Origin of the sequence: Neoroseomonas soli (assembly GCF_018129065.1) — a bacterium.
GTDB classification, from domain to species: Bacteria; Pseudomonadota; Alphaproteobacteria; order Acetobacterales; family Acetobacteraceae; genus Neoroseomonas; species Neoroseomonas soli.
Genome location: NZ_JAAEDM010000036.1, coordinates 23,168 through 44,417, shown reverse-complemented (window position 1 = coordinate 44,417; position 21,250 = coordinate 23,168). Strand labels below are relative to the sequence as shown.

Sequence of the window (21,250 nt, the reverse complement as noted above, 5' to 3'; positions counted from 1 at the left end):
CGACCAGCAGCGCCGCGCGATCGGCCGGCGCCAGCAGTCCGGCGGCCATCAGCGCCGCGAGCCAGGCCCGCGGCGGCAGTTCGGCCGCGGGCGCGACCGCGACGAAGCCTGTCAGTGTCCCGCCGGCGAGCGACGCAGCCCGGAAAACGCCTGCGACGGGGTCCTCGAGCAGCGCCCAGTCCTCGGCGGGCAGCAGGGCGCGCAGGCGAGCGAAAGCATCGGCCGGGGCTTCCTGCCCGGCAAGTTCGTGCCGCCAGGCGCCGCCATCGAGCGGCGCGGCGGCGCACCATTCGGCGATGTCCGGCTGGCAGCGGTGCGGCGCGAGCAGGAAGCCGTGCCAGGCGGCGGCGTAGGGCGTCACGCGCAGCGGCGTGTGCTTGAGCTCCGGCTGGCCGCTGACGGGGTCCGTCGCAGCGATGAGTGCGGCATTGATGCGAGCAGCGGGAGCGAACTGCGCGGTCCAGTGCATCGGTGCGAAGGCAGTGCCGCGGCGTTGGCCGGCATCGCGAGCGAGGCGCATCACGGCCGCGCCGGCCGGTGTCTCGGCGCGCACCAGGCTGTCGGCCTGCAACTCCGTCAGGTCGTCGGGATGCAAGGTCAGCACCGGCTCCGGCGCATGGGCCATCAGGCGCGGGACGCTGCCGGTGCGCGTCATCATGTGCCACTGGTCGCGCAGACGACCCGTCAGCAGGCGAAGCGGGAAGTCCTTGTCGGGCTGGGCGCGCGGTGCGCGAAAGGGCGTGGGCACCAGCCGCGCGCGGCCTGCGGGGAAGCCGCCGGCGGCGAAGAAGCGTGCGTCGGGCTCGCCCTCGGCCGGCACCGGCCAGCGCGTCGGGGGCATGGCGGCGTAGTCGGCGTCGCTGATGCGGGCAAGGCCGGAGATGTCGAAGGCGCGCGGCGCCGGGCGGGCGAGGCCCGTCACCGCGGCATGCTCGCGGAAGATCGCCGCGGGATTGCTCCAGGCGAAGGCCTGGCCGTGGCCCAGGCGCTTCGCCACCTGCGCGACCGCCCACCAGTCCGGCTTCGCCTCGCCGGGCCGGCGAAGAAAGGCGCGCTGGCGGCTCATGACGCGCTCGCTGTTCGTCACCGTGCCGTCCTTCTCGCCCCAGCCGAGGGCGGGCAGGCGCACATGCGCGAAACTCGCCGTGTCGGAACGGCGCGTGACCTCGGAGACGACGAGGAAGGGCGCGCGCGCCAGCGCATCGCGCACCGCATCGCCTTCGGGCAGGGATACCGCGGGATTGGTCGCCATTACCCAGAGCGCGCCGATGCCGCCCTCGCCGAGTACGCGGAACAGGTCCAGCGCCTTGAGGCCTGGCTTCGGCGCGAGCCGTGGCATGCCCCAGAAGGCCGCGAGCGCCGCGTGCTCGCCCGGCCGGTCCCAGTCGAGATGGCCGGCGAGCATGTTCGCCAGCGCCCCCGTCTCTCGCCCGCCCATCGCATTGGGCTGGCCGGTGACGCTGAAGGGACCCATGCCAGGCCGGCCGATGCGCCCGGTGTAGAGATGCGCGTTGATGATGGCGCCGGCCTTGTCGGTGCCGGCGCTCGACTGGTTGACGCCCTGGCTCCAGAGGGTGACGACGCGCGGCGCTTCCGCCCACATGGCGCAGAAGCGATCTATGTCGGCGGCCGGCAGGCCGGTCAGTGCGGGCGCCCCGGCGGCCGTGGCGCGCGCGGCGGCAAGGGTTTCCGTCACGCCTTCCGCGTGCTGCGCCAGGAAGGCGGCGTCACCGAGGCCACGCGCCTCCAGCGTGGCGAGCAGCGCGGCGAAGAGCGCGACATCGCCGCCCGGTGCAATCGGCAGATGGAGGTCGGCGCCCTCGCAGGTCGCTGTTCGGCGCGGGTCGATGACCACGATCCGCATCCCGGGCCGCGCCGCCTTCGCCGCCATGACACGCTGGAACAGCACCGGATGGCACCAGGCAAGGTTGGAGCCGACCAGCACGAGCAGGTCCGCCTGCTCGAGGTCCTCGTAGGTGCCGGGCACCACGTCCTCGCCGAAGGCGCGGCGGTGCGCGGCAACCGCGCTTGCCATGCAAAGGCGCGAATTGCTGTCGATGTTCGCGGTGCCGAGCACGCCCTTCGCGAACTTGTTGGCGGCGTAGTAGTCCTCGGTCAGCAATTGGCCCGAGACGTAGAGGGCGACGCCCTCCGGCCCGAGCCGGGCAAGGGCGCGGGAGAAGCCCTCGGCCACCGCATCGAGCGCCGCGTCCCAGGAGGCGCGCCTGCCGCCGACCTCCGGGTGCAGCAGCCGGTCGGTCAGGCCCAGCGTCTCCCCGAGCGCGGTGCCCTTGCTGCAGAGGCGGCCATGGTTCGCCGGGTGCGCGGTGTCACCCTCGATCGCCGCCCCGCCCCGCCCATCCGGCGTGGCACGGACGCCGCAGCCGACGCCGCAATAGGGGCAGGTGGTGCGGACGGCCTGCGCGCCCGCCCTGCCGGCCGTGCGGGCACCAAGCGAGCCGTCCATCAGTAGACGTCCCGCTGGTAGCGGCCCTGGCGCGCGAGGGCGACGATCCAATCCCGCGCCTGGTCCTGGGTCATCCCGCCTTCGGACAGCGCGATGCCGCGCAGCGCCGCATCGACATCCTTCGCCATGCGGGAGGCGTCGCCACAGACGTAGAAATGCGCCCCGTCCTGGAGCCAGCGCCAGAGGTCGGCCGCTTCCTCCTTCATGCGGTGCTGCACGTAGTCCTTGCGCGCGCCGTCGCGGCTCCAGGCGAGGGAGAGGCGGGAGAGCGCGCCCTCCTTCCGCCAGGCCTCGATCTCCGGCTCGAAGAGGAAGTCGGTGGCGCGGCGGCGGTCACCGAAGAACAGCCAGGACCGTCCCTTTTCGCCGCGCGCGGCGCGGTGCTGAAGGAAGGCTCGGAACGGCGCGATGCCCGTGCCGGGGCCGACCATGATGATGGGTGTCGCCGGATCGGCCGGAAGGCGGAAGTGGCTGACCTGGATCTCGGCGCGCAGCGGCGCCTTTGGCGTCGCGCGATGCGCCAGGTGGCAGGAAGCGACGCCGTCCCGCGCGCGACCGTGCCGCGTTTCCCGCACCACGCCGACGCAGAGTTCGACGCGTTCCCCGACCGCGCTTTGCGAGGATGCGATGGAATAGAGCCGAGGCTTCAGCGCCGGCAGGCTGTCGAGCAGCGCCTGCAGCGGCGGGCGAGCGGAGGGAAAAGCCTGCAGCAGGTCGAGCAGGTCGGCATCGACGGGCTCGGCGCCGTCATTGCCATCGGCGAGGGCGCGCAGCGCGGCGGCGTGCGGAGCATGCGTCGCGGCACCGGCGAGCAGGTCGAGCGTGCGGTCGAGGGGGCGGGCGATGTCGAGTGATTCGGCGAGCGCCTCGCCGAGCGTGGTCTCTCCCCTGCCGGCGCGTACGGGCGCGGCGGAATCGGCATGAAGGGCGTCGATCACCGCCGTGACCAGCGCGGGATCGTTCGGGCAGGCGAGGGAGAGGCTGTCGCCCGGTTCGTAGGCGAGCCCGCTGCCGGAGAGGTCGATCACGACATGGCGCACGTCCTTTTCCGATCCGTCACCGGTGAGGCGCGCAGTGGAGATAACGGGCACGAGCACGCCACGGGGCTTCGCAGCAGCCGGCGCTGCGGCGGGGGGCGGGGTAGGGACGATGGGCGCCGGCGCCTCGGCGAGGATCGCCTTCAGCGCCTTCTGCGTTGGCTTGGCGCCGGGCGCGCAGAGCGCCGTGGATGTCTCCGCCCCGCCGGCCAGCGCCTCGGCATAGGTCTGGCAGACATAGCCGCATTGGCCGCAGTCGAGCTGCGCCATCGCCGCCATCAGGCGACGGGGCAGGGGACGGCCCTCGGCGAGTGTCAGGCGCTCATCGAGTTCGAGCGCCGGATCGTGCCAGGGGAAGTCCTCGGCCGGGGGCGAAGGAGCGGCGGAGGCATTGTCCGCCGCCTGTGCCGCACCACCGTAGATCCCGGCGAGGAAGCCATTCAGCCAAGCGCGCTGCGCCGGCGTGAAGGGCGCGCTCTCGGGGATGAGCGGCACAGGCGCCGAACCGGGAAAGGCCTGCGGGATGAGGGCGTTCATGCCGGGTCCTCCACGCGCGAGGCGGCCTCGGCGAGGGCGGCGTCCTGCTGCCGGGCGCAGAAGAGGTGGAAGGTTTCGCCCGGCGCTCGCTGCGCGAGCCAGGCCTGCAGCATGCCGAGCACGACCGGGCCCAACTCGTCATGCGCGACCTTGGCGCGAATCAGGCGACCGATCTTCTGCTCGGGTCCTGCACCACCGCCGACATGGAGGTCGTAGCCCTCGACCAGGTCCTCGCCGCGTTCGACCTTGGCGCCGAGCAGGCCGATGTCGGCGATGTAGTGCTGCGCGCAGGAGTGATGACAACCGGTGAGGTGGATGTTGACCGGCTGGTCGAGCGTCAGGCGCCTTTCGAGGTAGTCCGCAAGTTCCGCCGCGTGCCGCTTGGTGTTGCTCGCGGCGAACTTGCAGCCGGCATTGCCGGTGCAGGCGACGAGGCCGCCGCGCAGGGCGCTCGCCTCGTGCGTCAGGCCGAGCGCGGCGATGGCGACGATCGCTTCCTCGATCTGTGCCTCGGGGACGTCGCTGACCAGCAGGTTCTGCCAGACTGTCAGCCGCAGCGTGCCGGAACCGAAGCGTCGGGCGATGTCGGCGAGGCCGCGCAACTGCGTGACCGTCAGTCGCCCGACCGGCGTGACCACGCCGATGTAGTGAAGGCCCGGCTGCTTCTGCGCATGCACGCCGACATGGCCGTGCTTCAGCGGCGGCGTGGGCGGGCGGATTGCGGCTTCCGGCAGGCGCTCCAGTGCGCGTCCGAGGCGCTGCTCGACCAGGCCGAGGAAGGCCTCGATGCCCATGCGGTCGAGCGCGTATTTCAGGCGCGCCGTCTTCCGGTCGGTGCGGTCGCCTTCGGCGATGAAGACGCGCAGGATGGCGTCGCAGACCGCCATGATGTCGTTCTCCGCCACCACAACGCCGGTGCCGCGCGCAAAGTCGCGATGCCCCGTGATGCCGCCGAGCGTGAGGCGGAAGCGCAGGCCGTGGTCGGTGTCCACGGCGGAGAGGCTGATGTCGTTGGTCTCCTGCAGCACCTCCACCGCGCCGCCGCCGGCGACCGAGATGTTGAACTTGCGCGGCAGTGCAAACAGGTCGCGGGTGTTGAGGATGTGGTGGTGCAGCGCGCGCACCGCCGGGCGCGTGTCCGCCAGTTCCTGCGCATCGATCCCGGCGGTCGGGCTCGCGGTGATGTTGCGGATGTTGTCCGCGCCGGTGCCGCGCGGCAGCAGGCCGATGTCGCCGAGGCGCATCACCACCTCCGGCCCCTTCGCTGCCGGGATCTCGCGCAGTTGCAGGTTGGCCCGCGTGGTCACGTCGGCGTAGCCGCCGGCGCAGTCCTCGGCGATGGCGGCGATGCCGTCCATCTGGTGCGCGGAGAGGATGCCGCCCGGGATGCGCAGCCGGCACATGAAGGCATCCTGCGCCGGGCCCACGAAGAAGAGGCCGTGGTACCGGCCGATGAAGTCGTCGATGGGCTTGGGGAACTTGCCCTCGGCGGCACGCGCCGTCAGTTCCGTCCAGCGGTCGAGCGGGTGCTTCTCGCGCTTGGCTTCCTCCTGCGAGACCAGCTTGCCGCCGCGCGCAAGCGTCGCGTCCTGCGCGGCGCGGAGCGCGTCGGGCGGCCCGCCGCCCTCGCCGGTGGGCAGCAGGCTGCCGCGGCGGGCCTCGACGCCGGCCATGAAGCCCTTGAGGTATTCCTGCTGATCGACGGAGAATGGTGCGTCGTTCATCACGCGGCGTCCTGGAAGGCGGGCCCGAAGGGCAGCAGTCCGCGCATCGGCGCGACGTCGCGACCCTCGGTCATCAGGTTCAGGTAGAAGGGCGCATCCGCCGTGTCCCCGTAGAGCACGGCACCGACCAGCCGGCCGGCGCGCAGCCAGAGCCGGCGATAGCGGCCGGCGGCGGCGTCGGAGAGGGTTATCGCCTCGGCGTCCGCAGGCCCGATCTCGCCCGCGGACCAGACGTCGATGCCGGAGACCTTGAGCGCGGTTGGGTCGGGGCGCGGGGCGTAGACGGCCGCTTCGCCGCGCAGTGTCGCCGCGGCGGTCTCGGCCATCGCAAGCGCCGGCGCAACAAGGCCGCAGACCGTACCGCGATGCTCAGCACATTCGCCGATGGCGAGCACCGAAGGCGCGCTGCTGCGCATCGCGTCGTCCACCACGATGCCTCGCCCGACCTCGAGCCCGGCCTCGCGCGCCAGCGCCACCGAGGGCCGGACCCCCACGGCCATGACCACCATCTCGCAGGGAATGCGCTTGCCGTCGGCGAGACGTAGCGCGCGGACATGCGTCTCGCCTTCGATCGCCTCGGTGCGCGCGGGCATCGCAAAGGCGAGGCGGCGGATGGCGCCGAGCTGGCGGGCGAGCAGCGCGCCGGCGGCGGGATCGAGCTGGCGTTCCATCGGCCAGCCCACCGCGTGCACGACCGTCACGCGCGCGCCGCGCTGCGAGAGCGCCGCCGCGGCCTCGAGCCCGAGCAGCCCGCCGCCGATCACCGCGACGCGCGTGCCGGAACCAGCCGACCGGCGCATCGCCAGCACATCCGCCATGCTGCGGTAGAGATAGACCCCCGGCAGGCTGGCGCCTGGCAACGGCAGGAGCACCGCCTCGGACCCCGTGGCGATGACGGCGCGGTCGAAGGCGATGGTTTCCCCGCGAGCCGTCACCGCGCGTCCGGCGGGGTCGAGCGCGGCGATGCGCGTTGCCGGCCGGAAGGCGATACCGAGGTCGCGGAGCCGTGCAGCATCGTGGCTGATCAGCGCCTGGACCTCCGCCTCCCCCGACAGCACCCGGCCGAGCGAGACCCGGTCATAGGGCAGGGCGGGCTCGGTGCCGCAGAACGTCACCGCGAGGCCGGCTTCCGCCGCGCGTTCGGCGCAGCGCATGCCCGCCGGCCCGGCGCCGATGACGAGGACGCGCATGCTCAGGCCACTTCCGGCAGGGCGTGGCGCTCGTGCAGGAAGCGGAGCACCGCCTCCCGCGCCGCGAGGAAGCGCGCATCCGAGGCCAGTGCCAGGCGGTCGCGCGGACGCGGCAGGTCGAGGTCGAGGACTTCTCCGATCGCCGCGTTCGGGCCGTTCGTCATCATCACGATGCGGTCGGAGAGCAGAACCGCCTCGTCCACGTCGTGGGTGATCATCATCACGGTGGTGCCGAGCCGGGCGTGGATGTCCATCACCTGGTCCTGCAGATGCGCACGCGTCAGGGCATCGAGCGCGCCGAAGGGCTCGTCCAGCAGCAGCACCTTCGGGCGCATCGCGAGCGCGCGGGCGATGCCGACGCGCTGCTTCATGCCACCCGAGATCTCGTGGGGGCGCTTCTGCGCATGGTCGGTCATGCGGACCAGGGCGAGGTTTTCCCGCGTCCAGGCATCGCGCTCGGCGCGCGACATGCTCCGGCCCACGGTGCGGTCCACGGCGAGGCGGACGTTCTCGTAGACCGTCAACCAGGGCAGCAGGGAATGGTTCTGGAAGACCACGGCGCGATCGGGGCCCGGTTCGTTTACCTCGGTCCCTTCCAGCACCACGCCGCCGAGTGTTGCCGGTAGCAGCCCCGCCACCACGTTCAGCAGAGTCGACTTGCCGCAGCCCGAGTGACCGATGACGGCGACGTATTCGCCCTGCTTCACCTTGAGGTCGACGCCGTTCAGCACCGGCAGAGCACCGGCGGAGAAGCGCACGACCACGCGGGAGATGTCGAGAAACGTGCGTTCCATGGCCGGCCCCTTCACTGCTGGGAGGTGCCGCGCGTCACGGCGCGGCCGACGAGTGCCATGGCGCGGTCGAGCACGAAGCCGATGACCCCGATGTAGACCAGCGCCACGATGATGTCCGAGAGGTTGGAGGAGTTCCACGCATCCCAGACGAAGAAGCCGATCCCAACCCCGCCGATCAGCATCTCGGCGGCGATGATGGCGAGCCAGGAAAGACCGACGCCGATGCGCAGCCCCGTGAAGATGTAGGGGGCGGCGGCCGGCACGACGATGCGCAGGAACCAATCGATCGGTGAGAGACGGATGACACGCGCGACGTTGCGGTAGTCCTGCGGCACGTTCCTGACGCCGACCGCGGTGTTGATGATGATCGGCCAGACCGCGGTGATGAAGATGACGAAGAGCGCGCTGGGCTGCGCCTCGCGGAACGCTGCGAGCGACAGCGGCAGCCAGGCGAGCGGCGGCACGGTGCGCAGCACCTGGAACAGCGGGTCGAGCGCGCGCATCGCGAAGCGCGACGAGCCGACCAGCATGCCGAGCGCGACGCCGGCCACGGCGGAGAGCAGGAAACCGATCGCGACGCGCTGGAGGCTCGCGGCGAGATGCAGGCCGAGGCCCTTGTCGAGCCCGCCGCGGTCGTAGAAGGGATCGAGGATGAGCTCGTTCGCATCCGCCCAGACGCGGGAGGGTGGCGGCAGCGAGGCGGAAGGGCCGCTCGCCGCCCATTCCCAGATGCCGAGCAGCACGGCGACCAGCAGCGCCGGCGGCAGGATCACCGCGAGCACATTCTGCACGTGCGGGCGCATCCGGTCGGTGAGGCTCGGCGCGCGGCGTGGCGCAGCGGTGGAGGAGGCGGCGAGTTCGGCCGCCGCGGCCGGGGGCGTGATCGCGTTCATCGGATCACGCCGAGCCAAGCTTCTTGATCGCGAGGCTGTCGAGGTAGGCGCGCGGTGCCACCGGGTCGAAGACCTTGCCATCGAAGAAGGTCTCGCGGCCGCGCGAGGTGCCCGACGGCATCTCTGCATTCGGCACGCCGGCGCGCGCGGCGGCCGCGCGCCAGATGTCCTCGCGATTGACCTCGCCGATCAGCTTTGCGGTGTCGAGATCCTCGGGCAGCACGCCCCAGCGGATGTCCTCGGTGAGGAACCACAGCTCGTGCGAGCGGAAGGGGTAGGAGGCATGATCGCGCCAGTACTTCATCGCGATGTTCGCGTTGGTCACCCGTCGCCCGTCGCCGTAGTCGATCACGCCCTGGGTGCGTCCCAGGATGTCGGCCGGCGGCACGTTGAACCAGGCGCGACGGCCGAGGATGGCGGCGAGCTCGGCGTGGTTCGCGGGCGTGTCGCACCAGCGCGCCGCCTCGATCACCGCGGCAGTCAGGGCTTCCGTCGCGTTCGGGTGCCGGGCCACGAAGTCGGCGCGCAGGGCGAAGGACTTCTCCGGGTGGTCCTGCCACAACTCGCCGGTGACGAGCGCCGAGTAGCCGAGGTTCTGGTTGACGAGTTGCGCGTTCCAGGGCTCGCCGACGCAGAAGGCATCCATGATCCCGACGCGCATGTTGGCGACCATCTGCGGCGGCGGAACGACAATGGTCTGCACGTCCTTGTCCGGATCGATGCCGGCGGCGGCGAGCCAATAGCGGATCCACAGGTCGTGGGTGCCGCCGCGGAAGGTCATCGCGACCTTGCTCTCGCTGGTCAGCGCCGAGCGCAGCGGCGCTGCATCAAGCCGCGCGCCAAGCGACTGGTGCTTCTTCGCCACCGAGATCGCCTGGCCGTTGGTGTTGAGCCGCGCCAGGATCGCCATCGGCACGGGCTGGTTGTTCTGGACGATGCGCCCGGTGTGCATGAGGTAGGGCATCGGCGTCAGGATGTGTGCGCCGTCGATGCCTCCGCGCTCGCCGCCCAGCACCAGGTTGTCGCGCGTGGCGCCCCAGGAGGCTTGCTTCGAGACCTCGACGTCCGGCATGCCGTGCTTGGCGAAGAAGCCCTTCTCCTTGGCGACAATGAGCGGCGCGCTGTCGGTCAGCGCGATGTAGCCGAGCGTCGCCTTGCGCACCTCCGGCGTCGTGGAGCCCTGCGCGAAGGCGCCTCGGGGCAGGGCGGCCCGCGCGGTGGCAAGCAGCGCAGCGGCGCCGGCGATGGCGGCGCGGCGGCGGATCGGTGTCTGGCTCATGCGTCGGACTCCAGCGGCATCTGAAGGAGAGGTGAGGGGGAGGCGCGCCCAGTCACGGGCCGAGGAGAGAAGCGCGCGGCGGCGCGATCCCAGAGGTCGGGGCGCCAGGGCGCGAGCGCTTCGGCGTCCGCGGCCGCTGCGTGGCCCCAGCGGCGCATCGCCGAGAACCAGGCGGCCGCCTCCTCACGCCGTGGGCGGGACGCCGCGAGGAAGCGCATCGGTGCTGCGATCGGTTGCGGCGAGAAGCCGGGCGCGGCCGCGACACGGCCCTCGAGCGCGGCGGTGATGGTCGAGAGCGGCAGTTCGGAGAAGGCGCGCTCCTGCAGGATGCGCGCGGCGCTCGGGCGATTGGCCGGGTCTTCCAGCCAGGCCGCTGCCTCGATCACGGCCGCGGTGACGGACAGCACCGCCTCCTCGTCGCGCTCGGCGATGCTTTCGCCGAAGGCGAGGACCTTCTCCGGGTGGTCGCGCCAGATGTCGCCTGTGGCAAGCACGAAGCGGCCTGCGCCCGTCACCACAGCCTGGCTGCCCCAGGGCTCGCCGGCGCAGAAACCCTCGATTGCGCCTTCGGTGAGGGCGCGGGCGACCCGCGGCGGCGGCACCACCACCAGGCGCACGTCATGGTCCGGGTCGAGCCCACCGGCCGCCAGCCAATGCCGCAGCAGGTAGTTGTGCGAAGAGAACGGGAAGACGACGGCGAGAGTGGGCGGCGGCAATCCTTCCTCGGCGCGGGCGTGCAGCGCCTCCGCGAAGCGGCGCGGGTCGAGCGGTGGAGCGAAAGGTCCGATGGCGGCGGCGAGCGCAGGCGAGAGGACGATGGTATTGCCATTGCGCGCGAGGCCGGTGGTGATCGTCAGGCGCCGCCGCAGCCCGCCGGCCCCGGCGGCCAGCGCGATAGCCAGGGGACCGAGAAGATGCGCCGCATGCAGCGCGCCGAAAGCGAGCTTGTCGCGCAGCGCGGCCCAGCCGGCCTCGGCCGAGAGCACCACCGGCACGCCGTGGCGAGCAAAAAGGCCCAGCGCGTCGGCAAGCAGGAGTGGCGCTGCGTCCGTGAGCGGCACGTATCCGACACGCAGTGGCCGCTCGATGGTGGGGGCAGGCATGGCCAAGGGCGCGTGCTCCGACGGAGGTGCGAGGCACCCCACAGAGCGGACCGCCATTGGACCGCCGGACTGGACCCGGAGCCTTGCCCGTTGACCACGCCATTGCGGCCAGGGGCGCGCTGCCTGTTGCAGCGCACCATGGTTAGACCGCAGGCCTTGTACCGAGAGGAAGGAAAAACCTGATCATTCGAGAGGCGATTTCTCGCTGGCAGACATGAATTGCCTGCTTAATGATCACTTTGCATCATGTTCGGACAGCAGTTGCCGCGCAACCTCCACGAGGCGCTGGCTGCGGTCCATCGCCCAGCGCCGCATGAGGCGATAGGCCTCCCCCTCCGATAGACGCCGGCGCTGCATGAGCACGCCCTTCGCACGTTCGATCAGCGTGCGTTCGGCGAGCGTGGCGCGGGCCTCGTCCAGTTCGTTGCGCAGGGCCTGGAAGGCGCGGAAGCGGCGGATCGCGACCTCCAGCACCGGACGCACCCGCGCGGGGGCAAGGCCCTCGACCACGTAGGCGGCGACGCCGGCCTCGAGCGCGGCCTCGATCTGGTCGGGTTCGCCGCGGCTGGCGAAGACCACCACGGGGCGCGGTTCGTCGCGGTTGAGCACGCGCATGCTCTCGAGCGCGTCCCGGGAGGGGTCGTCGAGGTCGCAGACGATCACGTCGGCCTGCGATTCCCGCACGAGGCGGGTGAGGTCGGCGGTATCGGCGGAGACGGCGACGACCTGGAAGCCAGCCGCTTCCAGCCCGGCCTGCACCTCGCAGGCGCGCCTCGAATTCGAATCCACGAGCAGGATGCGCAGGTGGCGGCTCCCATTGGAAAGTCACGCCGTGCCGCGGTTCCTCTTGCCACCCTTATGCCCCGGTTCCGCTGCCTGTGAGAAGGGTTGGCGAAAAAGGATCGGGCTGCCCTTCGCCGCAATGCACCGTTACCCTCCACGCCGAGCCCTCCACAGCCGACAGGCCCAGACCAAGCATGAATGCCACGAAACGACGCTGGATCTTGCGCATCGCCGTCCTGGGTGCGGCCGCGGCGGGCGCCGCCGGCTGGTGGGTCCTGACCCCGGAGGGGCTTCCGGTGGGCATCGCCCGCGGCAATGGCCGCGTCGAGGCGGTGGAGATCGACGTCTCCACCAAGACCGCCGGCCGCATCAGCGAGATCCTGGTGAACGAGGGCGACTTCGTCACGGTCGGCCAGGTGGTGGCCCGGATGGACACGGCCGTGCTTGAGGCCCAGCTGCGCGAGGCCCAGGCACAACTGCAGCGCGCAGCCATCGGCGTCCAGACCGCCAACAGCCAGGTCACGCAGCGCGAGGCGGAGAAGGTCGCGGCCGAGGCGGTCGTCGCCCAGCGCGATGCGCAGGTGACCGCGGCGTATCGCCGGCTCGCGCGCACGGAGGAACTCGCATCCCGCGGCAATGCGCCGCTCCAGACCCTCGACGACGACCGCGCCAGCTACGAAGGCGCGCGCGCGGCGCTGAGCGCGGCGCGCGCGCAGGTCGCGGCCGGGGACGCGGCGATCAGTTCTGCGCGGTCGCAGGTCGTGAGCGCCCAGGCGGCGGTCGAGGCCGCGCATGCGACCATCCAGCGCATCCAGGCCGACATCGACGACAGCGCACTGAAGTCTCCGCGTGCGGGCCGCGTGCAGTTCCGCGTGGCGCAGCCGGGCGAGGTTCTCGCGGCGGGCGGTCGCGTGCTGAACCTTGTGGACCTCACCGACGTCTACATGACCTTCTTCCTGCCCACCGTGGATGCCGGGCGCATCGCGCTCGGCACGGAGGTCAGGCTGGTGCTGGACGCGGCGCCGCAATACGTCTTCCCGGCACGCGTCTCGCTCGTCTCCGACGTCGCGCAGTTCACGCCGCGCATGGTGGAGACGGCGGAGGAGCGGCTGAAGCTGATGTTCCGTGTCCGCGCGCGCGTCAGCCCGGACCTGCTTCACGAGTACGTCACGCAAGTGAAGACCGGCCTGCCGGGCATGGCCTATGTGCGGGTGGACGAGCGGGTGGAATGGCCCGCCAACCTGCAGGTGCGGCTGCCGCGATGATCGAGCCCGTCGCCCGCCTGCGCGAGGTCGGGCTCCGTTACGGCAGGACCGTCGCGCTGGACTCCGTCACACTCGACCTGCCGGCGGGGTGCATGGCCGGGTTGATCGGGCCTGATGGGGTCGGGAAATCGAGCCTGCTCGCGCTGGTGTCGGGCGCGCGGCAGATCCAGGCCGGAAGCGTGGAGGTGTTCGGCGGCGACATGGCCTCCGCGCGGCACCGCGGCGCGGTCGGCCCGCGCATCGCCTACATGCCGCAGGGGTTGGGCAAGAACCTCTACCCGACGCTCTCGGTCTTCGAGAATATCGACTTCTTCGGGCGCCTCTTCGGCCATGACCGCGAGGAGCGCGAGCGCCGGATTGCCGAACTGGTCGAGGCGACCGGCCTGACCCCCTTCACGGACAGGCCGGCGGGCAAGCTTTCGGGCGGCATGAAGCAGAAGCTCAGCCTCTGCTGCTCGCTGATCCACGATCCCGACCTCCTGATCCTGGACGAGCCCACCACGGGCGTGGACCCGCTCTCCCGCCGCCAGTTCTGGGAACTGATCGACCGCATCCGCGCCGGGCGTCCGGGCATGAGCGTGCTGGTGGCGACCGCCTACATGGAGGAGGCGGCGCGCTTCGACTGGCTGGCCGCGATGGATGGCGGGCGCGTGCTCGCGACCGGCACGCCGCGGGCGTTGCTGGAGCGTACCGGCACGTCGTCCCTTGAGGCTGCCTTCATCGCCCTGCTGCCGGCGGAAGACCGGGAAGGCTACCAGCCCGTCGCCATCCAGCCCTTCGTGGCCGAGGATGGCGACGAGGCCGCGATCGAGGCGCGCGGCCTCACCATGCGCTTCGGCGACTTCACCGCGGTGGACAACGTCGGTTTCCGGATCCGCCGCGGCGAGATCTTCGGCTTCCTCGGTTCCAACGGCTGCGGCAAGACGACGACGATGAAGATGCTGACCGGCCTGCTGCCGGCGAGCGAGGGCCAGGCATGGCTGTTCGGACAGGAGGTGGACGCCGGCGATATCGAGACGCGGCGCCGCGTCGGCTACATGTCGCAGGCCTTCTCGCTCTACTCCGAACTGACGGTGAGGCAGAACCTCGAACTGCACGCCCGCCTCTTCAGCCTGCCGGCCGAGGCCATTCCCGACCGCATCGAGGAGATGGCCCGCCGCTTCGGCCTCGCCGACATCATGGACGCGCTGCCGGATGCGTTGCCACTCGGTCAGCGGCAGCGCCTCTCGCTCGCGGTCGCCATGATCCACGGGCCGGAGATGCTGATCCTGGACGAGCCGACCTCCGGCGTGGACCCGGTGGCGCGTGACGGCTTCTGGCGCATCCTGATCGAGCTCGCGCGCCGCGACCGCGTCACGATCTTCATTTCCACCCACTTCATGAACGAGGCGGAGCGCTGCGACCGCATCTCGCTGATGCACGCAGGCCGTGTGCTGGTAAGCGACACGCCGGGAGCCTTGGTGGAAAGGCGCGGCGCGCAGACGCTGGAACAGGCCTTCATCGGTTATCTCGAGGAGGCGGTCGCCGAGGCGGGCGATGCCGGGCCGGCCCCGACGACCCAGGGCATCACGAAGGCGACGCCACCCGCGCACCGTCCCCATCGCGGCTTCGACTTCCGCCGCATGTTCTCCTTCTCGCGCCGCGAGGCGATGGAACTGCGCCGCGACCCGATCCGAGCGACGCTGGCGCTGCTGGGCAGCGTGATCCTCATGCTCGTCATGGGCTACGGCATCACCATGGATGTCGAAGACCTGACCTTCGCCGTGCTCGACCGCGACCAGACCATCACCAGCCGCGACTACGCGCTGAACATCGCCGGCTCCCGCTACTTCACGGAGCGGCCGCCGATCAGGGACTACGACGACCTCGACCGCCGCATGCAGGCGGGGGAGGTGACGCTCGCGATCGAGATCCCGCCAGGTTTCGGACGGGACGTGGCGCGCGGCAGGCCCGTGCAGATCGCCGCATGGATCGACGGCGCCATGCCTTCCCGCGGGCAGACCATCCGCGGCTACGTGCAGGGCATGCACGCCCATTGGCTGGCGCGGCGGGTTGCCCATTCATCCACGGGCACTACGGCGGCGGGCCAGCTTTTCAGCATCGAGACACGCTTCCGCTACAACCCGGATGTCCGCAGCCTGGTGGCGATGGTGCCGGCGGTGATCCCCATCCTGCTGATGCTGATCCCGGCGATGCTCACCGCACTCAGCATCGTGCGGGAGAAGGAGATGGGTTCGATCGTCAACCTCTACGTGACGCCGGTGACGAGGTTCGAATTCCTGTTGGGCAAGCAGGTGCCCTATGTGCTGCTCGGAATGGTCAACTTCCTGCTGCTCGTGCTGCTCGCGATGTTCGTGTTTCGTGTGCCGCTCACCGGCAGTTTCCTAGTCCTGACGGCCGGAACCGCCCTGTACCTTTGCGCGGCCACGGCGCTCGGGCTTCTCGCCTCGAGCTTTCTCAAGACCCAGATCGCCGCCATTTTCGGCACCGCGGTCATGACGATCGTGCCCGCAACCCAGTTTTCCGGCCTGATCGACCCGGTCTCCTCGCTGGAGGGGATGGGCGCCGTGATCGGACATCTCTATCCCACCACCTACTACGTCACGATCGCGCGCGGCACCTTCTCGAAGGCGCTGCAATTCTCCGATCTTCGCAGTGAATTCCTCCCGCTGCTGCTCGCCGCGCCGGTGCTGATCTCGCTGAGCGCGATGCTGCTCAGGAAGCAGGAGCGCTGAGCCATGCGGCTGGCCAACATTGCGAACCTGGGCGTCAAGGAACTCCGCAGCCTGATCCGCGACCCGATGATGCTGGTGCTGATCGTCTATTCCTTCACCTTCGCCATCTACAGCGCCGCCACGGCGATGCCCGAGACCCTGAGCCGCGCGACCATCTCGATCGTGGACGAGGACCGTTCGCCGGTTTCGGCGCGGATCGCCGGCGCCTTCTACCCGCCCTATTTCCTGCCGCCGGCGCAGATCACACAGAGCGAGATGGATGCCCGGATGGATGCCGGGCTCGACACCTTCGCGCTCGACATCCCGCCCGACTTCCAGCGCGACCTTCTGGCCGGCCGGCAACCGACCATCCAATTGAACGTCGATGCGACCCGGATGAGCCAGGCGTTCACCGGAAGCGGCTATGTCCAGACGATTGTCGGCGATGAGGTGACGGCCTTCGCCCGCCGCTACCGGACCGTGGACACGCCTCAGGTGGATCTGGTGCTGCGCGCGCGCTTCAACCCGGAACTGAAGCCGTCCTGGTTCGGCGCCATCATGCAACTGGTCAACCAGATCACGATGCTCTCCATCGTGCTGGCCGGCGCCGCACTGATCCGCGAGCGCGAACACGGCACCATCGAGCATCTGCTGGTCATGCCGGTGACGCCCTTCGAGATCATGACCGCCAAGGTCTGGGCCATGGCACTGGTTGTGCTGGTGGCCAGTTCCCTGTGCATCGCGCTGGTCGTGCAGGGAATGATGGGCGTGCCGATCGAGGGCTCGATCCCGCTCTTCCTCGTGGGGGCGGCGGTGCATGTGTTCGCGACCACCTCGATGGGCATCTTCCTCGGGACGGTGGCACGTTCGATGCCGCAGTTCGGGCTGTTGCTGATTCTGGTCCTGCTGCCGCTGCAGATGCTCTCCGGTGGCACGACGCCGCGCGAGAGCATGCCGGAACTCGTGCAGGTGGTGATGATGGCAGCGCCGACGACGCACTTCGTCAGCATGGCCCAGGCGATCCTCTACCGCGGCGCGGGCCTGTCCGTGGTGTGGCCGCAGATGCTGATGCTGGTTGCCATCGGGGGCGCGCTGTTCGGCTTCGCGCTGGCGCGCTTCCGCGCGACGGTGGCGCGGATCGGGTAGTCGGTCGTCAGGGACGGACGATCACCACGCCTTCGACGTCCAGCATTACCGCGACCGCGGAACCCTTCGGCAGCAGCGTGCGTTGCCGCGGGGCGATGACGAACAGCTCCCCGAGCGGCGTCGAGACGACATATTCGGCGTGCGATCCCATGTAGGTCGCCCGCGTGATGCGGCCGGCCATGCCCTCTGCGCCCTCCGCGGCGAGGCGGATGGCCTCGGGCCGCGCGACCACGTCCACGGGACCGGGGGGCAGGCCGCGGGCGGGCAGGGCGAACCGCAGCGCATCCAGCGCGACACTTGCCATGCCGTTCTCGACGCGTTCGATGGTGCCGCGCAGGTGGTTTGCCTCGCCCATGAAGGTGGCAACGAAGACCGACTCCGGTTGGGCGTAGAGCTCCTCCGGCGTGCCGGCCTGGGCGATCTCGGCATTGCGCATGACGACGATGCGGTCGGAGACGGCGAGTGCTTCCGACTGGTCGTGCGTGACATAGACGACCGTCAGGCCAAGCCGCTGCTGCAGCGCGCGGATCTCCTCCCGCATCGAGCGGCGCAGCCGGGCGTCGAGATTCGACAGTGGCTCGTCGAAGAGCAGCACGCGCGGCTGCAGCACCAGGGCGCGCGCCACGGCGACACGCTGCTGCTGGCCGCCCGAAAGCTCCGAGGGTAGCCGGGCGCCGAAGCCCTTCAGGCCCACGGTCTCGAGCGCAGCCTCGGCCTTCTCCTGCGCATCCCGTCGGCGCAGGCCCGAGGAGACGAGGCCATAGGCGACATTGTCCAGCACGCTCATGTGCGGAAAGAGCGCGTAGGACTGGAACACCATGGAGACGTTGCGCTCGCCGGCGGAGAGCAGCGTCATATCCTCGTCGCCGATGAGCAGGCGGCCCTCCGTCGGCTGTTCCAGCCCTGCGATCATGCGCAGCAGCGTCGTCTTGCCGCAGCCGGAGGGGCCGAGCAGCGTGACCAGCGTGCCGCCCTCGATCGTCAGGTCGAGCGGCTTCACTGCGGTGACCTTGCCGTAGCGCTTGCCGATGCCGATGAGGCGCACCTCGGCGCCGGTCTGCGAGGCGCTCATGTGTGTGCTCCTGCCGGTGTGGCGCCGGCAGCCGAGCGGCGCCCGAGCCTGCGGCGACCGACCAGAAGCTGGATCAGCCCGATCGCCGCCATCATCAGCACGATCAGTACGGCGCAATAGGCGATCGCCAGGCCGTAGTCGCCGTTGATGACGCGGTTGATGATGAAGACGGTCGCCATTTCGTACTCCGCCGAAACCAGGAAGATCACCGCCGATACGGTCGTCATCGCACGCACGAAGGCATAGACCAGCGCGGTGACGATGGCGGGCTTGAGCAGTGGCAGAACCACGGTGCGCAACGTCCGGAATGTGGAGGCGCGCAGAGTCACTGCGGCCTCGTCGAGGCTCTTGTCGAGCTGGCTCATGGCCGCGACGCCGGAGCGCACGCCGACCGGCAGGTTTCGGAACACGAAACAGGCGACCAGGATGACGGCCGTGCCGGTGATCTCGAGCGGTGGAATGTTGTAGGTCAGGATATAGGCCACGCCGATGACAGTGCCCGGGACGGCGAAGGTCAGCATGAGCGCGAATTCCAGCGTCGTGCGTCCACGGAATGTTTGGCGCGCCAGCACCCAGGCGGCGAGCAGGCCGAGCGCCGCGGTGATCGGCGCCGCGATCGCCGCGAGACTGATCGTCGTCCAGAGCGAGTGCCAGGCGCCGCCCGCGAAGATCAGCGCGCCGTCCACCGTCCATTCCAACGCGAAGGCGCGGCGGAAATGCTCGAGCGTCGGCGTCCAGTCGCGACCCCACACCTTCACGAAGGCGCCCGCCAGCGCCATCAGGTAGACCACGATGGTCAGGAACGCCCAGGGCAGGGCCACCGCAAATGCCGCGCGGCGCACGCCGTCGGGCAGCGCCACGTGCAGCCCGACATCGCCCTTGCCGGTCATCGAAACATAGGACCGCCGCCCGACCACCTTCCGTTGCAGGATGAAGGCGACCAGCGCCACCATCAGCATCACGCCGGCCAGTGCTGCCGCGCGGCCGAAATCCTGCTGGGCGCCGACGACGGCGAAGAAGATCTCGGTCGAGAGGACACCGAACGAGCCGCCAAGGACGATCGGGTTGCCGAAATCGGCAAGGCTCTCGACGAAGACGACCAGCCAGGCATTGGCCAGGCCCGGCAACATCAGTGGCAGCGTCACGGCGCGGAAGGTCCGCATGCGGCTGGCGCGCAGGGTCGTGGAGGCCTCCTCCATGGATGGCGAGATGCCTTCCACGACACCAATCAGCACAAGGAAGGCGGTGGGCGTGAAGGAGAAGACCTGTGCCAGCCACACGCCCCCGAAACCGTATATCCAGCGGCCGAGTTGGACGCCGAAGATGCTGTCGGCCAACTGGTTCACGACACCGGAGCGCCCGAAGATCAGGATCAGCCCGAGACCGATGACGAAGGGCGGCGTGATGATCGGCAGCACCGTCAGCAGCCGCAGTGCCTTCTTCGCCTTGAAGCCCGTGCGCGTCGCGATCAGCGCGAAGGAGAGGCCGAGCGCGGTCGCAGCCGTCGCGCTCGCGGTCGCCAGCATCAGCGTGTTCCAGAATACGCCGCAATTCACGTTCGCCGTGGTGCAGGCGAGGCCCCAGATCTTGCGGTCCATCACCCGGTCCAGCAGCGCGCCGGACCAGGAAAGGCTCTCCCGCGGCGTGAACATCTGGGAGAGCATCGTCAGCACCGGCCAGGCGGTGAAGACGATGATCGAGCCCGCCAGCAGCCCGACGGCGCCGGACACGAAGCGGTCCCCCTTGAACAGGCCCCGCCGCGCAAGCCCGTCCGTAAGGAGAAAGAGGAAGCCCAGCATCGCCAGGGTGCCCCCGAGGCCGATGCCGAACTGTCGGTCGTTGAGTTCGCCGAAGGTGTCGGCGAGCCACGGCCAGGACCAGCCCTGCACGCCGATGGCGAGGCCCTGCAGAACGATCGCGAGAAGACCAAGCCCACCCGCCACCGCAAGCACACGCGCCTGGCGCGCGCTTCGCCCCTGCGGCAGCGCCGCCGGCAGGGCAAGCGCCAGCGCGGCGACGACCGGCCAGAACCAGAACCGGCCATGCGCCGCGGCCTGCCAGAGCGCAGACGCCGCCTCCGCATCCTCCCGACCCAGCGCGAACACGCCGCTCAGGGTCACGCCGTCCTGCTGCATGTGCCAGGGCACGACAAGCGTGCCGAGCGCGGCCAGCAGCCAGGGGAGGAGGGAAGAGGTCCTGCGCATGACGGCGGTTCAGCGCGGCAGGGCGCTGATCTCGCGGTCCCAGCGCCCGAGAAGGCGGCGGCGCTCCGCGCTCGCGCCGAAGCGGGCGTTATCGTAATCGATGATGCGCGCGGTCGCCATGTTGGGCGCACCCTCGGTCAGCGGTACGTTGCGGTTCGCCATGGTCTGCAGCTTCCGCGCTTCCCGGCTCGCCGTGATCTGGGCTTCGGCGGACAGCGCCCAGTGGTAGAAGCGCTGCGCGTTCGGCAGGTTCCGCGCGCCGCGAATGATCGACATGGACCCGATCTCGTAGCCCGTGCCCTCGCAGGGGACGGCGTGGCCGACCGGGAATCCCGCCGCGGCTTCCTCGGCCGCATTGTGGACGAAGGAAATGGACAGCGCCGTCTCCCCGCGCGCCACCGCATTGATCGGCGCGGTGCCGCTGCGCGGATAGGAGTTGATGCTGCCGTGCAACTGCTTGAGGTATTCGAAGGCGGGCTCCTCGCCCATCATCTGCACCAGCGTCGCGATGACGATGTAGGCCGTGCCCGAGGAGTTCGGGTTCGCCATCTGGATCTCGCCGCGGTAGGTCGGATTCAGCAGGTCCGCCCAGCAGCGCGGCGCGGGCAGGTTCCGCCGCGCGACCAGTTCGGTGTTGAAGCCGAAGCCGAGCACGGAGGCATAGACGCCGACCGTGCGGCCCTGGGTCTGGCGCCACTGCGCCTGGGCCCAGTCATACAGCTCGGCGATGCGCGGGCTTTCATGGGCCTGGGTCAGGCCTTCCTCGCCGGCGGCGACATGCGGGTCGCCGGTGCCGCCCCACCACACGTCGCCGCGCGGGTTGCGGGCTTCGGCGCGCAGCTGCGCCAGCATCTCGCCGGTGGATTTCTGCGAGAGGACGACGCGGATCCCCGTCTCGCGCTCGAAGCCGCGCGCGATCGGCTGGCACCATTCGATGGTGGCGGAACAGTAGAGGTTGAGCTGTCCCTGGGCGGCAGCCGGCAGTGCCGGCAGCATCGCCAGCGCTGCCGCGGCGAGGATACGCGTGGTCATGTCTTCTTCC

15 protein-coding genes are annotated in these 21,250 nt (G+C 70.4%); 3 read left to right on the top strand and 12 right to left on the bottom strand.

Annotation, left to right across the window (positions count from 1 at the left end; all coding sequences use genetic code 11):
* The 9 genes from GXW76_RS13965 to GXW76_RS13925 all read right to left on the bottom strand — a co-directional run.
* On the bottom strand, positions 1–2,467 hold a 2,467-nt coding region (locus tag GXW76_RS13965), incomplete at its 3' end, for a molybdopterin oxidoreductase family protein (RefSeq protein ID WP_211862695.1).
* The gene (locus GXW76_RS13960; protein WP_211862694.1) at positions 2,467–4,041 is read right to left on the bottom strand and encodes a sulfite reductase subunit alpha; all 1,575 of its coding nucleotides are present in this window, start codon (positions 4,039–4,041) and stop codon (positions 2,467–2,469) included. The genes GXW76_RS13965 and GXW76_RS13960, both read right to left, overlap by 1 nt.
* Positions 4,038–5,765, bottom strand: a complete 1,728-nt coding sequence (locus GXW76_RS13955) for a NirA family protein (protein WP_211862693.1) — start codon at positions 5,763–5,765, stop codon at positions 4,038–4,040. Before GXW76_RS13955 ends, GXW76_RS13960 begins: the two co-directional genes overlap by 4 nt.
* A complete protein-coding gene (locus tag GXW76_RS13950) occupies positions 5,765–6,955 on the bottom strand; it encodes an NAD(P)/FAD-dependent oxidoreductase (RefSeq protein ID WP_211862692.1) in 1,191 nt (396 codons plus the stop codon). Before GXW76_RS13950 ends, GXW76_RS13955 begins: the two co-directional genes overlap by 1 nt.
* Before the next feature lie 2 nt (positions 6,956–6,957).
* A complete protein-coding gene (locus GXW76_RS13945) occupies positions 6,958–7,749 on the bottom strand; it encodes an ABC transporter ATP-binding protein (protein ID WP_211862691.1) in 792 nt (263 codons plus the stop codon).
* A gap of 11 nt (positions 7,750–7,760) precedes the next feature.
* Positions 7,761–8,642, bottom strand: coding sequence for a nitrate ABC transporter permease (ntrB, locus tag GXW76_RS13940; RefSeq protein WP_211862690.1), 882 nt, complete (start codon positions 8,640–8,642; stop codon positions 7,761–7,763).
* Between the two features lie 4 nt (positions 8,643–8,646).
* Positions 8,647–9,921: a CmpA/NrtA family ABC transporter substrate-binding protein gene (locus GXW76_RS13935; protein ID WP_211862689.1), complete on the bottom strand. Its 1,275-nt coding sequence runs from the start codon at positions 9,919–9,921 to the stop codon at positions 8,647–8,649.
* Positions 9,918–11,024, bottom strand: a complete 1,107-nt coding sequence (locus tag GXW76_RS13930) for a CmpA/NrtA family ABC transporter substrate-binding protein (RefSeq protein ID WP_211862688.1) — start codon at positions 11,022–11,024, stop codon at positions 9,918–9,920. Before GXW76_RS13930 ends, GXW76_RS13935 begins: the two co-directional genes overlap by 4 nt.
* A gap of 234 nt (positions 11,025–11,258) precedes the next feature.
* Complete coding sequence (locus GXW76_RS13925; protein ID WP_338150961.1) at positions 11,259–11,813, bottom strand: ANTAR domain-containing response regulator; 555 nt, start codon at positions 11,811–11,813, stop codon at positions 11,259–11,261.
* A gap of 215 nt (positions 11,814–12,028) precedes the next feature.
* On the opposite strand from GXW76_RS13925, the gene GXW76_RS13920 reads away from it, so the two are divergent.
* Genes GXW76_RS13920 through GXW76_RS13910 form a run of 3 tightly spaced genes read left to right on the top strand, consistent with a single transcriptional unit; the run spans position 12,029 to position 16,932 of the window.
* Complete coding sequence (locus GXW76_RS13920) at positions 12,029–13,072, top strand: HlyD family secretion protein (RefSeq protein ID WP_246514292.1); 1,044 nt, start codon at positions 12,029–12,031, stop codon at positions 13,070–13,072.
* Positions 13,069–15,807, top strand: coding sequence for a ribosome-associated ATPase/putative transporter RbbA (gene rbbA / locus GXW76_RS13915; RefSeq protein WP_211862686.1), 2,739 nt, complete (start codon positions 13,069–13,071; stop codon positions 15,805–15,807). Before GXW76_RS13920 ends, rbbA begins: the two co-directional genes overlap by 4 nt.
* A gap of 3 nt (positions 15,808–15,810) precedes the next feature.
* Positions 15,811–16,932, top strand: a complete 1,122-nt coding sequence (locus tag GXW76_RS13910; protein WP_211862685.1) for an ABC transporter permease — start codon at positions 15,811–15,813, stop codon at positions 16,930–16,932.
* Positions 16,933–16,939: 7 nt separating this feature from the next.
* On the opposite strand, the gene GXW76_RS13905 is transcribed toward GXW76_RS13910, so the two are convergent.
* The 3 genes from GXW76_RS13905 to GXW76_RS13895 are packed head-to-tail and all read right to left on the bottom strand — an operon-like array spanning position 16,940 to position 21,240.
* A complete protein-coding gene (locus GXW76_RS13905; RefSeq protein WP_211862684.1) occupies positions 16,940–18,004 on the bottom strand; it encodes an ABC transporter ATP-binding protein in 1,065 nt (354 codons plus the stop codon).
* Entirely contained in the window at positions 18,001–20,208 is a 2,208-nt protein-coding gene (locus tag GXW76_RS13900) for an ABC transporter permease (RefSeq protein ID WP_211862683.1), read from the bottom strand. The genes GXW76_RS13905 and GXW76_RS13900 overlap by 4 nt, the downstream gene beginning before the upstream one ends.
* Positions 20,209–20,217: 9 nt before the next feature.
* Positions 20,218–21,240: an ABC transporter substrate-binding protein gene (locus GXW76_RS13895; protein ID WP_211862682.1), complete on the bottom strand. Its 1,023-nt coding sequence runs from the start codon at positions 21,238–21,240 to the stop codon at positions 20,218–20,220.
* Between the last annotated feature and the right edge of the window lie 10 nt (positions 21,241–21,250).